The organism is Paenibacillus sp. FSL R5-0928 (assembly GCF_037970385.1).
In the GTDB taxonomy this organism is placed as follows: domain Bacteria; phylum Bacillota; class Bacilli; order Paenibacillales; family Paenibacillaceae; genus Paenibacillus_AQ; species Paenibacillus_AQ odorifer.
In genome coordinates, this window is the sequence record NZ_CP150225.1 from 935,044 (window position 1) to 951,131 (window position 16,088).

A 16,088-nucleotide genomic window follows, 5' to 3' on the forward strand; every position below is an offset into this window, starting at 1 on the left:
CTCTTGTAACAGAGATTGGCTACGATAGGTTATGAGGTGAGGGAATGAAGAAGTTTAAAGGATTTATCGTATTGATTTTGTTGGCAGTCGTAGGATGCAGTGCAGCAACACCACAAGCAAATCATGAACCGGAGAAGGAGGTAAAGAAAGAGGTCAATGAGAAGATCGCTTTCTGGGATCAACAGCGAAAAGGAACAAATTTCATGAATTCCAAATCTATACCCGAAAATTATGATGCGGCGAAAGAAAATAATATAGAGTTCATTCGACTTGCGCCAGATAAATGGGCAAAAGATAGTGATTTCCTGTTTAACGATCAACCGGATGCTAATCCAGATAAAGACTTTTTAATAGGGAAAGCAGATAAATACGAGGGGCTTGTTGAGGACGATTTCACAGCGTTAAAAGCAGACTTGGATGCAGCTGAGGCGCGGGGTTCAAAAGTAGTGCTGACAGTCCTTAGTCTGCCCGGCGATCGGTGGCGGCAGTTTAATGATTATACAAATGATGATCGAATCTGGAAGGATTTCAGTTATCATGAACAAGCGGCAACGTTTTGGAAGGATCTTGCGGAAAGATTAAAAGATCATCCTTCAGTGGTCGGCTATAATCTTATTAATGAGCCACATCCTGAACAAGCTACTGGATTTAATGATTTCTGGACAGAGGATTACAACGAGTGGTATAGCTCAGTGGAGAATACTCCGGCGGATTTGAATCTTTTATATGAGACTATTGTGACAGCGATTCGAACCGTAGATACGGAAACCCCTATTATCGTCAATTCTGGTCTGTATGCTACACCATGGGCCTTTAAATATTTGAAACCAATCGATGATGCAAATGTATTATATGCTTTTCATATGTATGAACCTTACGAACTCACCAGCCAAAATAAGAAAAAAGGCTTAACCTATGAATATCCTGGAACGGTTAAAGTGGGTGAGGAGAAGACGGAAAAAGCATTTAATAAGAAAGCTTTAAAGGATTTTCTAGAACCTATCGCACAGTGGGCAGAAAAGAATAACATCCCTGCTAATCGTATTGTCGCTGAAGAATTTGGCACGAACCGGCTTGTAAAAGGTGCAGATCAATACTTGGCTGATTTAATCTCGATTTTTGATGATTACGGCTGGCACTGGGCGTTTTATGCGTTCCGGGAGGATACTTGGGATGGCATGGATTATGAACTTGGCATTGAGCCTCCAACCTGGGAGTATTGGGAAGCGATAGAGAAGGGTGAACAGCCTGATCGAAAGACAGTCGATAACCCGATATGGAACGTACTGACGAAGGGACTAGAGAAGTTGCAATAGCGTAGCATGAAAATATATGAAAAGGTGAAACCTGTAAAGGATTTCGCCTTTTTCTTCTGATAACTACAGCAAGGAGAATCTAAACTTTGAATATCTTAATTGCGGATGATGAGAAACATATGACCACTATATTGAAGACTTATTTTGAAAAAGAAGGCTATAACGTTTGGACAGCTGCGGATGGTGAGGAGGCGCTTGAGCTCTTTTTTTCGAATAGGATCGATCTTGTGGTGCTGGATTGGATGATGCCTAAGCGAAGCGGTCTTGAGGTCTGTAATGAAATCAAGAAGGTTAGTTTGGCTAAAGTTGTAATGCTGACCGCAAGGTCTTCCCATGATGATGAATTCAGTGCCTTGGATATAGGGGCAGATGAATATATAAGAAAACCATTCGACCCACGGATTTTGATGCTTAGAATTAAAAAAATGCTAGGCACTGAAAAAGTGGCTGCGATTAGGGATTTAGAAATCGATTTTGAGCGGAAGAAAGTGTACAAGAATGGGGCCGAACTGGCGTTATATAAAAAAGAATTTGAATTGCTAACCTTCCTGTACGAGCATAAAGGGCGTATTTTATCCAGAGATGCCTTATTGTCTGCGGTTTGGGGAATGGATTATCTGGGCGAAGAAAGAACGGTAGATACGCATATTAAGAGGCTGCGCGATAAGATTGGGGCCGACCACGTGATCACGCATAGGGGAATGGGGTACAGCTTCCATGATAAAAATTCATAAAATAAGTACGAAGTTATTGATCATGGTGAGCATTATTTTGCTGATTGTTTTTGGTACGTCTTATTTCTTGCACAACTATTTCTCAGCAGATTATTACCTATACAAAATGAAAACCAAGATCAACACCATTTATGACGAAGTAAAGGATCTCCGTTTGGATCAACTCATGGAAAATGAAAGCAGGATCGAGAACAATAATAACGTAACGATTGTTAGGGTTGAAAACAGTGGAAGTACAGCAGAAATTAATGAAAATATTCAATTTGCGTTGTTTAAAGATAAGGTGGCACTTAATAAATTTTGGATCACAGATGAGGTATTACAAAAAGTAAGACAAGGCAACACGGTTAATCTTTTATTTAATCAGGGCAAATTGAAATCGAGTCTGTTAACGAAAATATACGAGCAGGATAGCAGTCTAATCCTCATAGGAGCTGTGGTTGTGCACAATACAGATGCCTTGACCCTCGTAAATCAATTCAGCTTTTACTCCATTCTATTGGGGATTATTATCAGTTTGCTGTTAGTGGCTTATTTTTCAAAAAAGATCATTACACCGTTAGAACAATTGCAGGATGTCGCAAAGGATATATCCAATCTCGATTTTAAACAAGTGACGATTCAAACGGGGGATGAAATCGAAGAGCTCTCGAAAAGCATCAATCAGATGAGTCAGCGTCTAAAGAGCACCCATGCCAAATTGGAGGAGAAAAATCAAAGTTTAAATACCCTTATCTCAAGCATTTCGCATGAAGTGAAAACACCATTATCCTTAATCCAAGCATATACGATTGGCATTCAGGACGGTCTGGATGATGGCACGTATACGGATATCATTTTGGAGCAAGTGATGTATACGTCGGATATGGTGGATTATTTAATTAAATTGTCCAAGATCCAGAAGTCAGAAGTGCATAAAGAGCCTTTTGATCTTAAAGAGCTTCTGCTAAAAGTGATCTCACAATATAATATTACGTTAAAAAATAAAAACATAACCTTAATGAGCGACTTTCATTCGCTTGAATCCTCTATCGTTGAAGAAGATATCAGCCAAATCGAGATAGTATTCAACAACTTAATTAGTAATGCCATTAAGTATGGTGAAGAGGATTTTTTTGAAATAAAACTACGGAGTGACACTACGCGTACATTAAAATTTACGATCTCCAATAAAACCACTCGCCTAAAAACGGAGCATTTAGCGTATATCTGGGACCCATTCTATGTAATTGAAGAGTCTCGAAATAAAGAAATCTCCGGTACTGGACTTGGCCTGTCCATCGTCGCGGAGATTCTTGGCAAAAATGATCTGAAATACGAGTCCAGATTAGAGGACTCATATATTAGTTTTAGTATTTGGTTTGAAGTTAAGGAGGGAATTTTGGAACTGTAGGAGCGTTAGCGTTCGCCTGAAAGCTTTCCGAAGGAAAGCTCGCATCGGAAGCATAAGCTGTCTCCGGATGTTATCCGCTGATAGCGGTAAAATCAAAAACATCTGGAGACAACAGCGACCGAAAGTCCAACATTCCCGCAGTTACGCCCATCACCTTTTCCCTGAGTGCCTTTAATTTAACTTCAATAGCGCCGCATTATCAATAAAAGTAGCCGTATTAAAAAGCAGCAAGACATCCTTGATATCATTTTGAGCCATATAGTCACTGATGTTTCCATTATAATAACGGATATCGATCACATGGATTTCAGGCACATGCTGAGTCAGGAAAGGAATAACGCTATGTGCATAAGAGTCCTTGATGACGAGCAGCTTTTCCTGTTTGACCGTTGTTGGATCAAGCTGGCTGGTAATTTTCATGAGCGCATGTACGCCCCCTAGGAAATAAGAGTACTTATCTTTTTTCGCCAGAAAACTTGGGTCATACATACTTGTTAAAGTCTCACCGGTATCTTCAATGTACATTTGGGTGGATACCTCATGATTAGGTTTGTACATTTGAATGGAGTCAGGTGTGACCCCGATAAATTGCCCCCGGGTATGATAGCTTCCGAGAAATGAATTACTCACAGTCTGAATCTGGTATTCGCTCCGGGACAGAGGCTGCCAGCCCATGCTTTGAGCATAGGCTACATAAGCTAAGTAGGCACCGTAGGTTGTCCAGTGATGGTCGGTCCGATAGTAAATGGGTTCTGCGGCATGTGGGCTAAGAACATCAAATCCATTTATAAAAGTAAGGCTATCTCCTACATCCTTAGCTATTGTTTGATTCACCTCAGCTTGCGAGTAGACAGGAGCTAACCAGGGTAGACGTTCCTTGTACAAGCCAACCGATGTAGGTGCGAGTAAGAAAGTGGTGTTTGCATCAGGATTGTTATCGGCAAAGCGTTTCACAGCTGCTGCATATTGCTGAACTTTAGTGTAATCAGGTGCTGCAAATTTTTCGAAAAGATAGCCGTCTTTTCCTTTATAGATTCCGTTATTCTCTTGCTGCAGCCTCATCTGTTCCACCGCCGATTTCACCCATACCCATTTGGCCCGAAATGGAAAATGATCGGTTACAAAGCTTTCGGCCTCTTCCGCATAGGTGTGGGATAATAAATTGTCCCATGTCAGATGGGGTGCCTTTTGCAAATACCGGTTCTCAAGCTCAGAGAAACGCTGAACAGGCAGTAAGAAAAAAAGGATAGCGACCAGAAATAACGTTGCAGCAAATCCCCCAACCAGGATTCGATCCGTCTTCAGCTTCATAAACAATCACCCCCCAATGGTTAGAATCGGAAATATAAAAATGGATTAAAGGTTGCATCTACTAAGTAGGCTACAGATAGGAAAAATAACACGCCATACCAAACAAGAGCAGGAACCGATCTAGAATCCATCCGCTTGGAGAGCTTCACAGGTGTAGAGGCAAAGGTTAACACCACGAGTAGAATCGCGTTCGTGTAAGTGAAGTATAAAGTGGTATTATTCCATAACGGCTGTCCATTAAAGCCAAGCATCGCTTGTAAGTAGCCAATGACCAGAGGAAGTTCTTCAAAAGCGAATAAGACCCATCCGATGAGTATAAGTACTACAGCATATAAATGTCTTGTCCAACGGGGGAGGTGGCTTAATAGCTTTAATCCCCACCATTTTTCAAAGATAAGAATGACCCCGAAGTATAATCCCCAGAGCAGAAAATTCCAGCTTGCCCCGTGCCAGATACCCGTGAGCAGCCATACGATGAGGATGTTGCGCACTTGAACGCCTAACCCCCGGCGGTTGCCTCCAAGCGGGATGTAGACATAGTCACGAAACCAACTGCTAAGGGAAATATGCCATCTCCGCCAGAAGTCAGTAATACTCTGAGAGATATAAGGTTTGTTGAAGTTCTCGTTAAAGCGGAAGCCGAACATGAGACCGAGACCAATAGCCATATCCGAATACCCGCTGAAGTCAAAATAGATCTGAAAAGCAAACGCAATAATCCCAAGCCAAGCGGTTAAAGCAGGCAGGGAATCTAGGTTGGAGCTGGATATGGTGTGCCAGAGCAGACCGATGTTGTTGGCGAGCAGTACTTTTTTGGCTAATCCGATTATGAATCTCCGTACACCTTCTGCGAACATGGGGATATCGACCGAACGTTCACGTAGTTGCCCGGCAATGGTGTTATATTGAACAATCGGACCTGCTACTAACTGTGGAAACAGCGCTACGAATGTACCGAAATCAATCCAATTGCGTTGTGCTTTCGAAGTTCCTCTATAGACGTCAATAATATAGGACATGGATTGAAAAGTATAAAATGAAATCCCAATAGGTAAAGGTAAATCCGTTAAAGGAATATGTGTACCGAGGAGTCCATTTATATTTTGGATGAGAAAATCTGCGTATTTAAAATACGACAATAAGCCTAGATTAATAATGACGGAACTAACCACAATCCACTTGCGCTGCACCGCAGTCAGCTTTGGTCTGCTGAGCAGTAGACCAAAGCTGTAATCTGTAATGGTGGACAGCAACATGATTACAATGTAGACAGGTTCGCCCCAAGCATAAAAAACCAGGCTGCTTAAAAACAATATGAGGTTTTTGATTCGCCAGGGCGAAACATAATAGAGCGCTAGGACAGCCGGCAGGAATAGGAATAGGAAAAGTAGGCTGCTGAATACCATGGTTATTTATTTTTCTGTGAAGTAAGTATCGAAGTCTGCTACGAGTTTATCTTGATCCGCAGGATCAGCAATAACGAACAGGAAATAGTTACCCTTTTTAATAAGTTTATAGTTTTTAGCATTTTCGTATTGATCAGGCAGATAGGTTTCGAATTGTTTTTGAACATCTGTTGCACGCGCTTTGATGGCATCCTCAACAGTAGTCATATCTTTTACATCTTTAACTTTCAGAACGGCAATTTCGTTAGTCTTCACATTCATCATAGGCATTCTAATGCTATAATCTTCAAGCAATTCTGGGTTGAGATGATATAGCTGTTCGACTGTAGCCGCATCAAGCTCCATTAATGATGGCTGCTCTACTTTGCTCAGCATTTGATCGACCATTTCTTTTGCAGTTAGATTCGTTTCAATGGCAGCTCCATTGTTACTGTTGTTGCTGGAACAGGCGCCAAGCACCACACTTAGTACAATGGTTAACGCTAGCATGAAGGTATGCTTTTTCAACTTAGGTCACTCTCCTTGATGTATTGTCTGAATTTCTCTAGTTACTAACGTATATAGTCGATAGAATGTTGCGCTGGATACTTACTTCGGATACTTTACCCATATTTTTGCGGAAATATGATATTCACATTAATTCATGCAAAGATCTTCCTCTCTTAGCTTGCGCAATGGTTGGTTATACTGTTACTGTAAGATAGATAGTTTTTAATAGAAGGGGATTGAACGGAATGATCGAAGAACTGAACAATGAACTACCGGAGAATTATGAGGAATTAAAGAAAGCTGCCAACCGCTCTGCGGATTGGAGAGCACGTCTAGAAGCAGTTGAAGAGCTGGGACAGACCAACCACAAACAAATTATCGATATCCTGACGCGTTTAATGGAGAGCGATCCTGTATATACAGTTCAAGAAGCTGCTTACCTTAAGCTGAAGGCTTTTGGTGAAGACGTTAAGGTGCCCTCGAAGAACAAGCCTGAACTAGTTAAAGGCGTATCCAAGATCCTGCTGAGAATTAAAAAGAGCCTGCCAAGAGATCATTCTTACGAGGACTTCAAAGAGAAGCTGAAGAAGATGAGAGTTGACGTGTACGACGCTTATGAAGGTGAAAAAGGCGCTGACTTCGATACGTGGCTGATGAAGATGTGGACTTCTGCGAATAAGTAAAGGATGACAATATGCACACCAATAAATTGACAGAACAATTTCAAGAATACCTTAAGCTGTCCGCAGAATTACGCCCTGATTATATTGCCAGCTTGGGCAAGGGCGGTAACGAAGCAAAGATTACGTCAGTTTTGCCGGAGACTCCTGAACTGCTGAAAGCTATTTATAGCACTGTCTCAGGGACAAGCAGTGAGGAAGAGGAACCAAGCCTTATCGAATTTATTCCAGGGTACCGCCTGATTCATATGGATGAATATGAAGAGGAGATGAAGGTATTAGCTGGGATATTGGAGGAAAAAGGTCAACATCCTGATGGAGTTATCTTGCCTATCTTAACGAACTATGGCAGTGATTTCATTTGTTATTATAAGTCTGCCGATGGTGTGGAACAGGTATGTGACCTGCTCCATGATTTCGGCGATTTAATCGTGATGTATGATTCGCCCGATAAATTCTTGGAGACCTTATGCGAGTTCTACAAGCAGGAGGTTTATTTCCTGGATGAAGAGGGCTACCTCGATTGCGATTTAGTATTAGAAGGCGAAGTTGGCGCGGCGCTGAACCCGGATGCGAAATATTGGTCCGAGTAACGACCTGATGCCAAATAAACAAGAGCAGCAGTCCATTTATGGACTAGCTGCTCTTTATTTTTTAATAAGGTGAATTCCATGGCTATGTTTATTCCTGCGCAGCTTGGTTCTCTTGCTCACGAAGCTCTACTCGCCGTATTTTACCGGAGGTCGTCTTCGGAAGATCCTGAATAAACTCGATTTTGCGCGGATATTTATAAGGGGCTGTCCACTCTTTAACATGGGATTGCAGCTCTTTTACAAGCTCTGGTGAACCAACAATTTCATCCTTGAGCACGATAAATGCTTTAACAATGTGCCCACGGATCTCGTCTGGACTGGCTACGACCGCACATTCCTTAACGGAGGCATGCTTCATCAATGCTTCTTCTACCTCGAAAGGACCGATAGTGTAACCTGAGCTAATGATAATGTCATCCCCACGGCCCTCGAACCAGAAATAACCATCTTCATCTTTTTTTGCCCGGTCGCCGGTTATGAAGAATTCGCCGTGTGTGGAGCTTTCTTTTCTACCGGGATCTTTGTAATAAGTGTGGAACAGGGCTGGCATACTCAAATGTACGGCAATATCACCAACCACTCCAGCAGGTAGTGGCTTGCCGTCTTCGTCCACAACCTCGACTAAGCCGGGTGCGATTGATTTACCCATAGAACCAATGCGTATTGGAGTATCTTTGAGTGTTCCGATAATTAGGGTGCTTTCCGTCTGGCCGTACCCATCACGGATTGTGATATCGAATTCACGCTGAAAGGTGTTAATGACCTCTTGATTTAATGGCTCTCCGGCAGATACTGCACAACGCAGGGTAGACAAGTCGTAACGACCTAAGTCTTCTGTTTTAGCCATTAGACGATATTCCGTTGGGGTGCAGCATAATACTTGAATTTTGTGATCCTGCAATAGCTGCAAATATTTTTTGGGATGAAAGGATCCACTATATACAAAACCTGTAGCTCCGTTGCCAAGAACGGTTAAGAAGGGACTCCAGATCCACTTTTGCCAGCCGGGAGCTGCTGTTGCCCAGACGGTGTCAGATCCTTGAATATCCAGCCATTGAGGTGAGGTGATCCGCAAGTGAGCATAACCCCAGCCATGACTATGAACGACCGCTTTAGGGTTGCCGGTAGTACCTGAGGTGTAGGCGAGAATAGCCATATCATCCCGGCGGCTTGCGACTGCTGTGAAGGTATCTGGTTGTCCGACCATCAGACTTTCTAGATCCAGCCAGCCTTCACCGAGTTCGTCTGAGCTGCCAGATACGGAAAGACGGTAATCGAGAGCAGGAAGATCCTCTGAGATTTTATTAACTTCCCCGGTTACTTCGGACCAAGCAATAACCGCTCTGGCTTCAGAATGGCGCAGGCGGTAGGATAAATCTTTGGCACGCAGCATTTCTGAGGATGGAATGATGGCAAGTCCTTGTTTCAGACAAGCTAAATAGATGACATAAGCGATGATGCGGCGTGGAACCATAACAAGAACACGATCCCCTTGTTGCAGCCCAAGCTTCGCAAGTCCTCCGGCCAGCCGGTTAGCTTGTTTGCGTAATTCACCGTAAGTAATTTCCTCATAATCTCCTTGCTCATTTAACCACTTAAGCGCAATCTTCTCAGGAGCATGGCTTTCCATTTCCGAAGTGAGATTGTAGAACTCAGGTGCGATCCATTGCTGATTATCCAATATGAACCTCTCCTATATCAAACAAGATGTGTATAACTGTTCTATTTAGTATATCACGTTATCCTAGTACCAGGTACTAGTACCTTGAGTTCTTAATGAATTTCGGGTTAAGATAATATGTGTAAGGTATACTTATAATAGACCACAAATCCAGAAAGTGAGAACTTATGTTATGAATCACACAACTTTTGATGAAATATTCGCTATTATGGAAGCCTCATTTCCTACTTCTGAGATCAGAACCTTTGAGGGACAACAGGAGTTATTGGACGTTCCAGATTATCGTCTCATTACCGAGATGAACTCTGAGGGTAAAATTGTTGCTTTTATGGCCTGCTGGGAGTTTCCCGGCTTTCGTTTTGTAGAACATATAGCAGTCGACCCAAGCATTAGAGGCGGAGGAATTGGCAAAAAGCTGATGACTGAATACATCAGTCTATCTAACAAGCCTGTCCTTTTGGAAGTTGAGCGGCCACTGGGTGAAATGGAGCAGCGGAGAATTGGCTTTTATGAGCGGCTGGGCTTTCATTTGAATCCTTACGATTATGTGCAGCCTCCTTTGCGTGAAGGAAATGAAGACTTACCACTCTTAATTATGACTTACCCTAACCCTGTTGATGAAGAAGAATTCCAACTTTATAGAGAAATTTTATATTCAGAAGTGTATAAGGTTACAACTCCGTATCAAGGTTAAAGCTCTCAGCAATCCGTTAAATCCTTATGGGATAAGCGGGTTGCTGTTTTTTTTATACAAACCAGAGCTCCAGATGAATAGTTTCTTTACAAATTGGGTACAAGTTAAATACAACTTAGAGACATATTCTTTTAAAACTTGAGCTAAAGTAAAAACCGAGATTGATCTTCTAAGGAGGCATAACATATGAAAAGTAAAAAGTTCATTATAGCAACGATGGTATTTGGGATGGCAATCACAGGTTCAGCTGGTGTGTACGCGGGAACTAAGCTGCAAAAAATCACCGCATATCTTAATCACAGCATTGGATTTAAAGTGAATGGTGCAGCTTATACGCCTGTTGATAATAAAGGTAACACATTAGCTCCGATTACTTATAACAATACAACCTATCTTCCTGTACGTGCCTTGGCTGATGTGTTGAAGGTGCCAGTGATTTTTGATGCGGCAGCGAATCAGGTCATTCTGGGTACTGGAACTGTGGTGCCGGATAAAGATACATTAACACCAGTACAGTACAGCAACGCTCAAAAAGAACAAATTTCTAAAGCTTTTGCAAATTTCGATGGGTTTAAAACGGTTTATGCACCAGCACAAATGGTGAGTGGAGATGCTTTTCAAAAAGCAGCTAGCTCTGAAGATGGAGTGTATTTTTTGTTCAACCATATGAGAGTGAACGTTTCTCCACGTGACTACTCCTATGATTACAAAGGCGATACCGTAAAGCTCTCCAATGGTACAGAAGCTAAGTGGTACAGCCCTACCAGCGATTCGTTGTTTTTGACCTATAAACTGGATGATCGTTTTGTGACGATTAGTTCTCCAGACAAGGCTTTGAGCAAGGCGCAATTAGAGAAGGTAGCCGTGAATGTGGTGAAATGGAGTAAATAACTCCTTTAAAAGCAAAGCTCAATTTACAAAAAGTAAAGCAGCAAGTCACTCCGATCCGGGAGGGCTTGCTGCTTTTTTTGTTTTCGTGGAGGCGTGTTCTATTTACTGTGCTGTTTATTAGGCAGCTTTTGGCTTGGTGTTCCTTTACCGTGATTCTGTTTGTTCTTTTCTGCTTTCTTCTGGGTGTCGTGTACTTTGTCTACAAAAGCTTGAGTATCGTCCATGTTTGTCCTCCTTGATCATAACCTTGCCGTTACTGTAACCACTTTTGCCTGATTAAATACACAAGCCGTTTTTACAAACTAGTGGATCAATCCGTACATTGTGAAAATATTTAGTAGTTACTATGAATGGATGCAAGCATTTCATAATAACAGTAAGGGAGACTGATTATGAACAGGTTATTTAAACAAGCAGTATCCATGACACTAGCCTTCGTTATGGTACTGGGACTTACATTTACAGGAATGCCAGCTTTTGCAGAAGACAGCAATGAGGATGCTGGATTACTGCAATTACAAACGCTAGAGCCAATTACACTACTGGCGGGCAATTCTACATGGAAATATCTAGATAACGGAACGGATCAAGGTTCGGTATGGCGGTCTGTTTACGATGATTCTACATGGGCATCAGGCCAAGCGCCGCTTGGTTATAAAGATTCTGGGGCCGGAGTCAGCAGCAAGCAATTTGGTGCTCTGAATACAAATATAAGCTACGGCTCGGATAAAAAGAAGAAATATCGTACTTCCTATTTCCGGACAAATGTAACTGTGAATAAGGAAGAAATTACAAAATCGGATAAAGTATTGGGTAATTTTGCATTTGATGACGGAGTTGTGCTGTATCTGAACGGTGCAGAAATCTACCGCGAGGCTATGCCAGCTGGTGAAATCGACTATCAGACACTTAGTACAACTAATGGCAGTGATCCAAATGAGTATACAAAGGTTGACCTAACGGAAATCGTAAAAGCCAATCTGAAGGATGGAAGTAATGAGCTTTCAGCTGAAGTTCACCAGACAGGCGACACTAGCTCTGACCTTTATTGGGATATGAGCCTGATTGCTTATCCTGTAGTGGAGACAGTAGAACCTGGAGTTGGGAAGCCAGATTCTATCGCAATTACTTTTAATGGCAACCCGCAGACTAGTATGGGATTTAACTGGTATGCACCTGAAAGTGTGACTGGCACCAAACTGGAAGTGGTAGAAGCTTCTAAATTGGAGAATGGCCAGTTTCCAGCGGCAGGAGCTCAATTGTATGAAGGAACATCCGTTACAACTAGTGTGTATATGACAAAAGCGGATAAATCAGCTAAAAAACCACTTGTGCTAACCAGCCATAAGGTAATAGCGGATCATCTGCAGCCGGGCACGGAATATGCTTACCGTGCTGGAGATGGACAAGCTGATAATTGGAGCGACGTAGGAACTTTTAAGACAGAACGTTCCAGCAACCAAGCTTTTAAATTCCTATATACAACGGATTCCCAAGGGACAACTGAAGAAGATTTTGATATCTGGAATCATACCCTTCAAGAAGGATTGACTAAATTCCCGGAAAGTGAGTTTATTCTGAATTCTGGTGATTTGGTGGATAACGGTGATATTGAGGAGCAATGGGGATGGTTTTTCAATAAGCCTAAGGATATTTTAGCGAATATTCCGTTGGTGCCTTTGGTAGGCAACCATGAAAGCAAAAATTATAGCAATTATAGCTCTCATTTTAATTTGCCGAATGTTTCGAATACAGGTGCGAAACCTGATGGTTCTGTATATTCTTTTGACTACGGTTCAGCGCACTTTATGGTAATTAATACAGAATATTATGGTGCAAGCTCGAATCTTGAGAATAACGAAATTTACAATAAACAAGTGGAATGGCTTCGTAGCGAAGCAGCAAAAAGCAATCAGAAATGGAAGGTTGTGCTTCTGCATAAATCTCCTTATTCCGTTGCCAATCACACCAATGATACAGATGTACTCTTTTACAGAGCGCAATTAACGAAGGTGTTTGATGAGCTTGGTATCGACATGGTAATTGGCGGGCATGACCACACCTTTGCTAGAAGCTATCAGATGTACAACAACAAACCATTGACGGATATTGTTCCGGACTCAAACGGAGTAGTAACTGATCCTAAGGGTACTTTATACCTGATTACAAATGCAGCGGGCAATAAAAAATACAACGTAGCTTCAGGAACATTCCCGTTTGCAGCTAAATACGGACAGCCTGGCAAGGAAATGTTCACGGGGATGACGGTAACGAATGATGAGCTATCTTACGAAGCCTACACCACAACAACTGGTGGTTCTACAGACTTGTATGATAACTACAGCATTCATAAATCGGAAGTAGCAGTTAAACCTGTGCAAAATGCAAAGGCTACTGCAGCAGATGGTGGTAAAATAACGTTGACTTGGGATGCGCCTGCTTCCGGTGCACCAGTGTCTGGATATCGTATTTATGAGCAAAATGAACTGGTATCCGCAAATTGGACGGCCAGTGTTCCTAATGAAGAAGGTAAAACTTCTTATACTTACACTGTAGAAAATACTAATTCAAACCAAACCTATCAATTTGTTATCAAAGCTGTAAGTGAAAGAACAAATTCAGAAGCTGCTATCGCTTCAACGGATTCGATTAAAAAGGTTACAGTTACCTTTAATGGCGACCCAGTGAGTGCAAAAGGCTTCACTTGGTACACAGCGTTGAAGTCTACTGGAAACGATCTGCAGGTTGTAGAAAATACGGGCGTTACTCCAGACTTTGCTAAGGCTGCTGAGTTTACAGGACGTTCGGCGGTTTCCAGAAATTCAAAAGATGAATTAGTTCATAAAGCGGAAGCTTCTGGCCTGAAAGCTGATACAAAATACTACTTCCGTGTAGGTGATAAAGCACTAGGCCTGTGGAGTGCAGTGGGAACTTTTGAAACTGCCGCTAAGACAGGAGCATTTACTTTCATCGATTTGGCTGATACACAGGCTAAGACCGAAGATGAAGCGATTCTTTCCGGTGAAACGATGGCAAAAGCCCTTACGACGTTCCCGAATGCTGAGTTTGTGGCGATTAACGGAGATATCGTAGATACCGGAACTAATGAATCACAATGGAATTGGTTGCTTGGTCATTCGCAGGATACCCTGCTTAACACGACCATCGTGCCTGTTGCGGGGAATCATGAGGATAAGGCAAATGCCTTCTATGAGCACTACAATATTAAGGAAGCACCGGGCTCTGCAACAGAAACTGGAGCATATTATTCCTATGACTACAGCAATGCTCACTTTGTAGTCCTGAATACAAATGAGAATTCAGATGAATTTGCTAACTTCAGCCAAGCGCAGTTGGATTGGATGAAGGCTGACGTAAAAGCAGCGAAGGCTGCTGGTGCGAAGTGGATTATCGTAGCTATGCATAAAGGTCCTTACACAACCTCTAACCATGCTACTGACAAAGACATTATGGGTACAAATGGAGAAAGAGCGAAGGTTGCTCCAATGATGGCTGAACTGGGCATTGACTTGGTTCTTCAAGGACACGACCATATTTATGCCCGGACCAAGCCAATTAAAGCTGATGGAACTGCGGCAGACACAGTGAAGATCAAGGAAAGCTTCAATGGTCAAACTGTAGAGTACACAGTAAATCCAGATGGAACGATTTATCTGATCCCAGCTACAGCGGGAGCGAAGGTTTACTACAAGAACATGAAACCAGAATTGGGAGATGCGTATTATAATCTCTTCGAAGTAGCAAATGAGAATACAGCAGCAAAATACGGACCGGACCCAAGTGATGCTACGCGTCCAAAACGCGGTCAAGTTCAGACCTTTGTAGGTATTACTGTAGATGCTGGCAAATTAACAGCTGTATCTTATGAGATCGATCAGAATATTAATGATGCTAAACCGTACGTTCTGGAAGAGTTCGGTATTATTAAAGAAGCAGATCCGGAAGTAAATCCAACACCAGAACCGACAACAACGCCGACAACGGAACCGACAACAACACCAACAACGGAACCGACAACGGCGCCAACGACAGCGCCAACGACAGCACCAACAACAGGATCATCAACAGGTCCAGTGGCAACAACAAAACCGACAGCAACACCAACGCCAACAGTAGCACCAACAGCTACACCAGCACCAACAACGGTGCCTACACCATCTGCAACGCCAGTAGTCAAACCATCATTGACGGATACTGGCAGCCATTGGGCAGCAGCGGCTATTGAGAAGGCAGTAGCAGGAGGCTTCGTTAGCGGTTATCCGGATAATACTTTCCGTCCTAATCAGAAAGTAAATCGGGTTGAATTTATCACTATGCTGGCTCGTGCCCTGCAATTGCCGGACAGTGGTAGCACTTCAAGCTTTAAAGATTCAGCGAAGATTCCGGCATGGGCTAAGTCCTTTGTAGCTCAGGCAGTAGCTTTGCAAATTATCAGCGGCTATGACGACGGTACCTTCCGTCCTACGCAGGAGCTTACTCGCACTGAATTGGCAGTTATGGTTGTTAGGGCTCTGGGTATTACAGTAGATCCAAAAGCGACCTTAACCTTCAATGATGCTAAGGATGTACCCGCATGGGCAGTGCCATATATTGCGGCAGCAGTAGAAGCGGGCATTGTGAATGGCATAGGACAAAATCGTTTCGCACCTAACCAGGTAGCCTCCCGGGCCGAAGCAGTAACAATTATTCTGAACTTGCTGGAGAAGCAAGGAAAGTAACTAAATCGGATGGTTTGAAAAAAGATTGCCTCAAGGTCATCGTTGATGACGGAGAGACAATCTTTTTTTCGTAGCTGGGTAGTCTGAGGGAGGGCGGCGATACGGCGGAGTGGCGTGAAAGAGGGGCAAAAGTGCCTCTGATTTGAGCGAATACGGCGGAG

Annotated in this window: 13 protein-coding genes; 8 read left to right on the plus strand and 5 right to left on the minus strand. The window is 42.7% G+C overall.

What is annotated here, in order from left to right; translation table 11 throughout:
* Positions 1–44 precede the first annotated feature (44 nt).
* The 3 genes from MKZ16_RS04055 to MKZ16_RS04065 all read left to right on the plus strand — a co-directional run bounded on the left by MKZ16_RS04055 (position 45) and on the right by MKZ16_RS04065 (position 3,443).
* On the plus strand, positions 45–1,316 hold the full coding sequence (locus tag MKZ16_RS04055; protein WP_076105353.1) for a cellulase family glycosylhydrolase: 1,272 nt from the start codon (positions 45–47) through the stop codon (positions 1,314–1,316).
* An 86-nt stretch (positions 1,317–1,402) separates the two neighbouring features.
* Positions 1,403–2,050, plus strand: a complete 648-nt coding sequence (locus MKZ16_RS04060) for a response regulator transcription factor (RefSeq protein WP_036684906.1) — start codon at positions 1,403–1,405, stop codon at positions 2,048–2,050.
* Positions 2,034–3,443, plus strand: coding sequence for a HAMP domain-containing sensor histidine kinase (locus tag MKZ16_RS04065; protein WP_081393417.1), 1,410 nt, complete (start codon positions 2,034–2,036; stop codon positions 3,441–3,443). The genes MKZ16_RS04060 and MKZ16_RS04065 overlap by 17 nt, the downstream gene beginning before the upstream one ends.
* 171 nt (positions 3,444–3,614) lie before the next feature.
* Here MKZ16_RS04065 and MKZ16_RS04070 read toward each other — a convergent pair whose 3' ends face one another.
* Genes MKZ16_RS04070 through MKZ16_RS04080 form a run of 3 tightly spaced genes read right to left on the minus strand, consistent with a single transcriptional unit; the run spans position 3,615 to position 6,667 of the window.
* The gene (locus MKZ16_RS04070; RefSeq protein ID WP_076105354.1) at positions 3,615–4,754 is read right to left on the minus strand and encodes a DHHW family protein; all 1,140 of its coding nucleotides are present in this window, start codon (positions 4,752–4,754) and stop codon (positions 3,615–3,617) included.
* Between the two features lie 20 nt (positions 4,755–4,774).
* A complete protein-coding gene (locus MKZ16_RS04075; RefSeq protein ID WP_036684909.1) occupies positions 4,775–6,160 on the minus strand; it encodes an MBOAT family O-acyltransferase in 1,386 nt (461 codons plus the stop codon).
* Positions 6,161–6,166: 6 nt separating this feature from the next.
* Positions 6,167–6,667, minus strand: coding sequence for a DUF4358 domain-containing protein (locus MKZ16_RS04080; protein WP_036684911.1), 501 nt, complete (start codon positions 6,665–6,667; stop codon positions 6,167–6,169).
* 227 nt (positions 6,668–6,894) lie between these two features.
* On the opposite strand from MKZ16_RS04080, the gene MKZ16_RS04085 reads away from it, so the two are divergent.
* Together MKZ16_RS04085 and MKZ16_RS04090 are read left to right on the plus strand one after the other, a co-directional pair.
* Positions 6,895–7,332 (plus strand): HEAT repeat domain-containing protein, encoded by a 438-nt coding sequence (locus tag MKZ16_RS04085; protein ID WP_036684913.1) that lies wholly within the window; start codon positions 6,895–6,897, stop codon positions 7,330–7,332.
* Positions 7,333–7,343: 11 nt separating this feature from the next.
* Entirely contained in the window at positions 7,344–7,922 is a 579-nt protein-coding gene (locus MKZ16_RS04090) for an SMI1/KNR4 family protein (protein WP_038568794.1), read from the plus strand.
* 88 nt (positions 7,923–8,010) lie between these two features.
* Here MKZ16_RS04090 and MKZ16_RS04095 read toward each other — a convergent pair whose 3' ends face one another.
* A complete protein-coding gene (locus MKZ16_RS04095; protein ID WP_036684916.1) occupies positions 8,011–9,606 on the minus strand; it encodes an AMP-binding protein in 1,596 nt (531 codons plus the stop codon).
* Between the two features lie 169 nt (positions 9,607–9,775).
* Here MKZ16_RS04095 and MKZ16_RS04100 point away from each other — a divergent pair, with 169 nt between their 5' ends.
* Both MKZ16_RS04100 and MKZ16_RS04105 read left to right on the plus strand, forming a co-directional pair.
* On the plus strand, positions 9,776–10,297 hold the full coding sequence (locus tag MKZ16_RS04100) for a GNAT family N-acetyltransferase (RefSeq protein WP_036684918.1): 522 nt from the start codon (positions 9,776–9,778) through the stop codon (positions 10,295–10,297).
* Between the two features lie 186 nt (positions 10,298–10,483).
* Positions 10,484–11,188 carry a hypothetical protein gene (locus MKZ16_RS04105; protein WP_076105355.1) on the plus strand — a complete coding sequence of 235 codons (705 nt, stop codon included), beginning with the start codon at positions 10,484–10,486 and terminating at the stop codon, positions 11,186–11,188.
* Between the two features lie 98 nt (positions 11,189–11,286).
* Here the strand turns inward: MKZ16_RS04105 and MKZ16_RS04110 are convergent, their stop codons facing one another.
* Positions 11,287–11,412: a DUF4023 domain-containing protein gene (locus tag MKZ16_RS04110; protein WP_051491363.1), complete on the minus strand. Its 126-nt coding sequence runs from the start codon at positions 11,410–11,412 to the stop codon at positions 11,287–11,289.
* A gap of 168 nt (positions 11,413–11,580) precedes the next feature.
* Between MKZ16_RS04110 and MKZ16_RS04115 the strand changes: the two genes are divergently transcribed.
* Positions 11,581–15,927: an S-layer homology domain-containing protein gene (locus MKZ16_RS04115; RefSeq protein WP_076105356.1), complete on the plus strand. Its 4,347-nt coding sequence runs from the start codon at positions 11,581–11,583 to the stop codon at positions 15,925–15,927.
* Positions 15,928–16,088: the final 161 nt, after the last annotated feature.

Excerpts from the sequence above, each read along its gene's own strand:
- MKZ16_RS04055 (WP_076105353.1), top strand. The coding sequence starts at position 45 with ATGAAGAAGTTTAAAGGATTTATCGTATTGATTTTGTTGGCAGTCGTA.
- MKZ16_RS04065 (WP_081393417.1), top strand. The coding sequence starts at position 2,034 with ATGATAAAAATTCATAAAATAAGTACGAAGTTATTGATCATGGTGAGC.
- MKZ16_RS04070 (WP_076105354.1), bottom strand. The coding sequence starts at position 4,754 with ATGAAGCTGAAGACGGATCGAATCCTGGTTGGGGGATTTGCTGCAACG.
- MKZ16_RS04075 (WP_036684909.1), bottom strand. The coding sequence starts at position 6,160 with ATGGTATTCAGCAGCCTACTTTTCCTATTCCTATTCCTGCCGGCTGTC.
- MKZ16_RS04085 (WP_036684913.1), top strand. The coding sequence starts at position 6,895 with ATGATCGAAGAACTGAACAATGAACTACCGGAGAATTATGAGGAATTA.
- MKZ16_RS04090 (WP_038568794.1), top strand. The coding sequence starts at position 7,344 with ATGCACACCAATAAATTGACAGAACAATTTCAAGAATACCTTAAGCTG.
- MKZ16_RS04100 (WP_036684918.1), top strand. The coding sequence starts at position 9,776 with ATGAATCACACAACTTTTGATGAAATATTCGCTATTATGGAAGCCTCA.
- MKZ16_RS04105 (WP_076105355.1), top strand. The coding sequence starts at position 10,484 with ATGAAAAGTAAAAAGTTCATTATAGCAACGATGGTATTTGGGATGGCA.
- MKZ16_RS04110 (WP_051491363.1), bottom strand. The coding sequence starts at position 11,412 with ATGGACGATACTCAAGCTTTTGTAGACAAAGTACACGACACCCAGAAG.
- MKZ16_RS04115 (WP_076105356.1), top strand. The coding sequence starts at position 11,581 with ATGAACAGGTTATTTAAACAAGCAGTATCCATGACACTAGCCTTCGTT.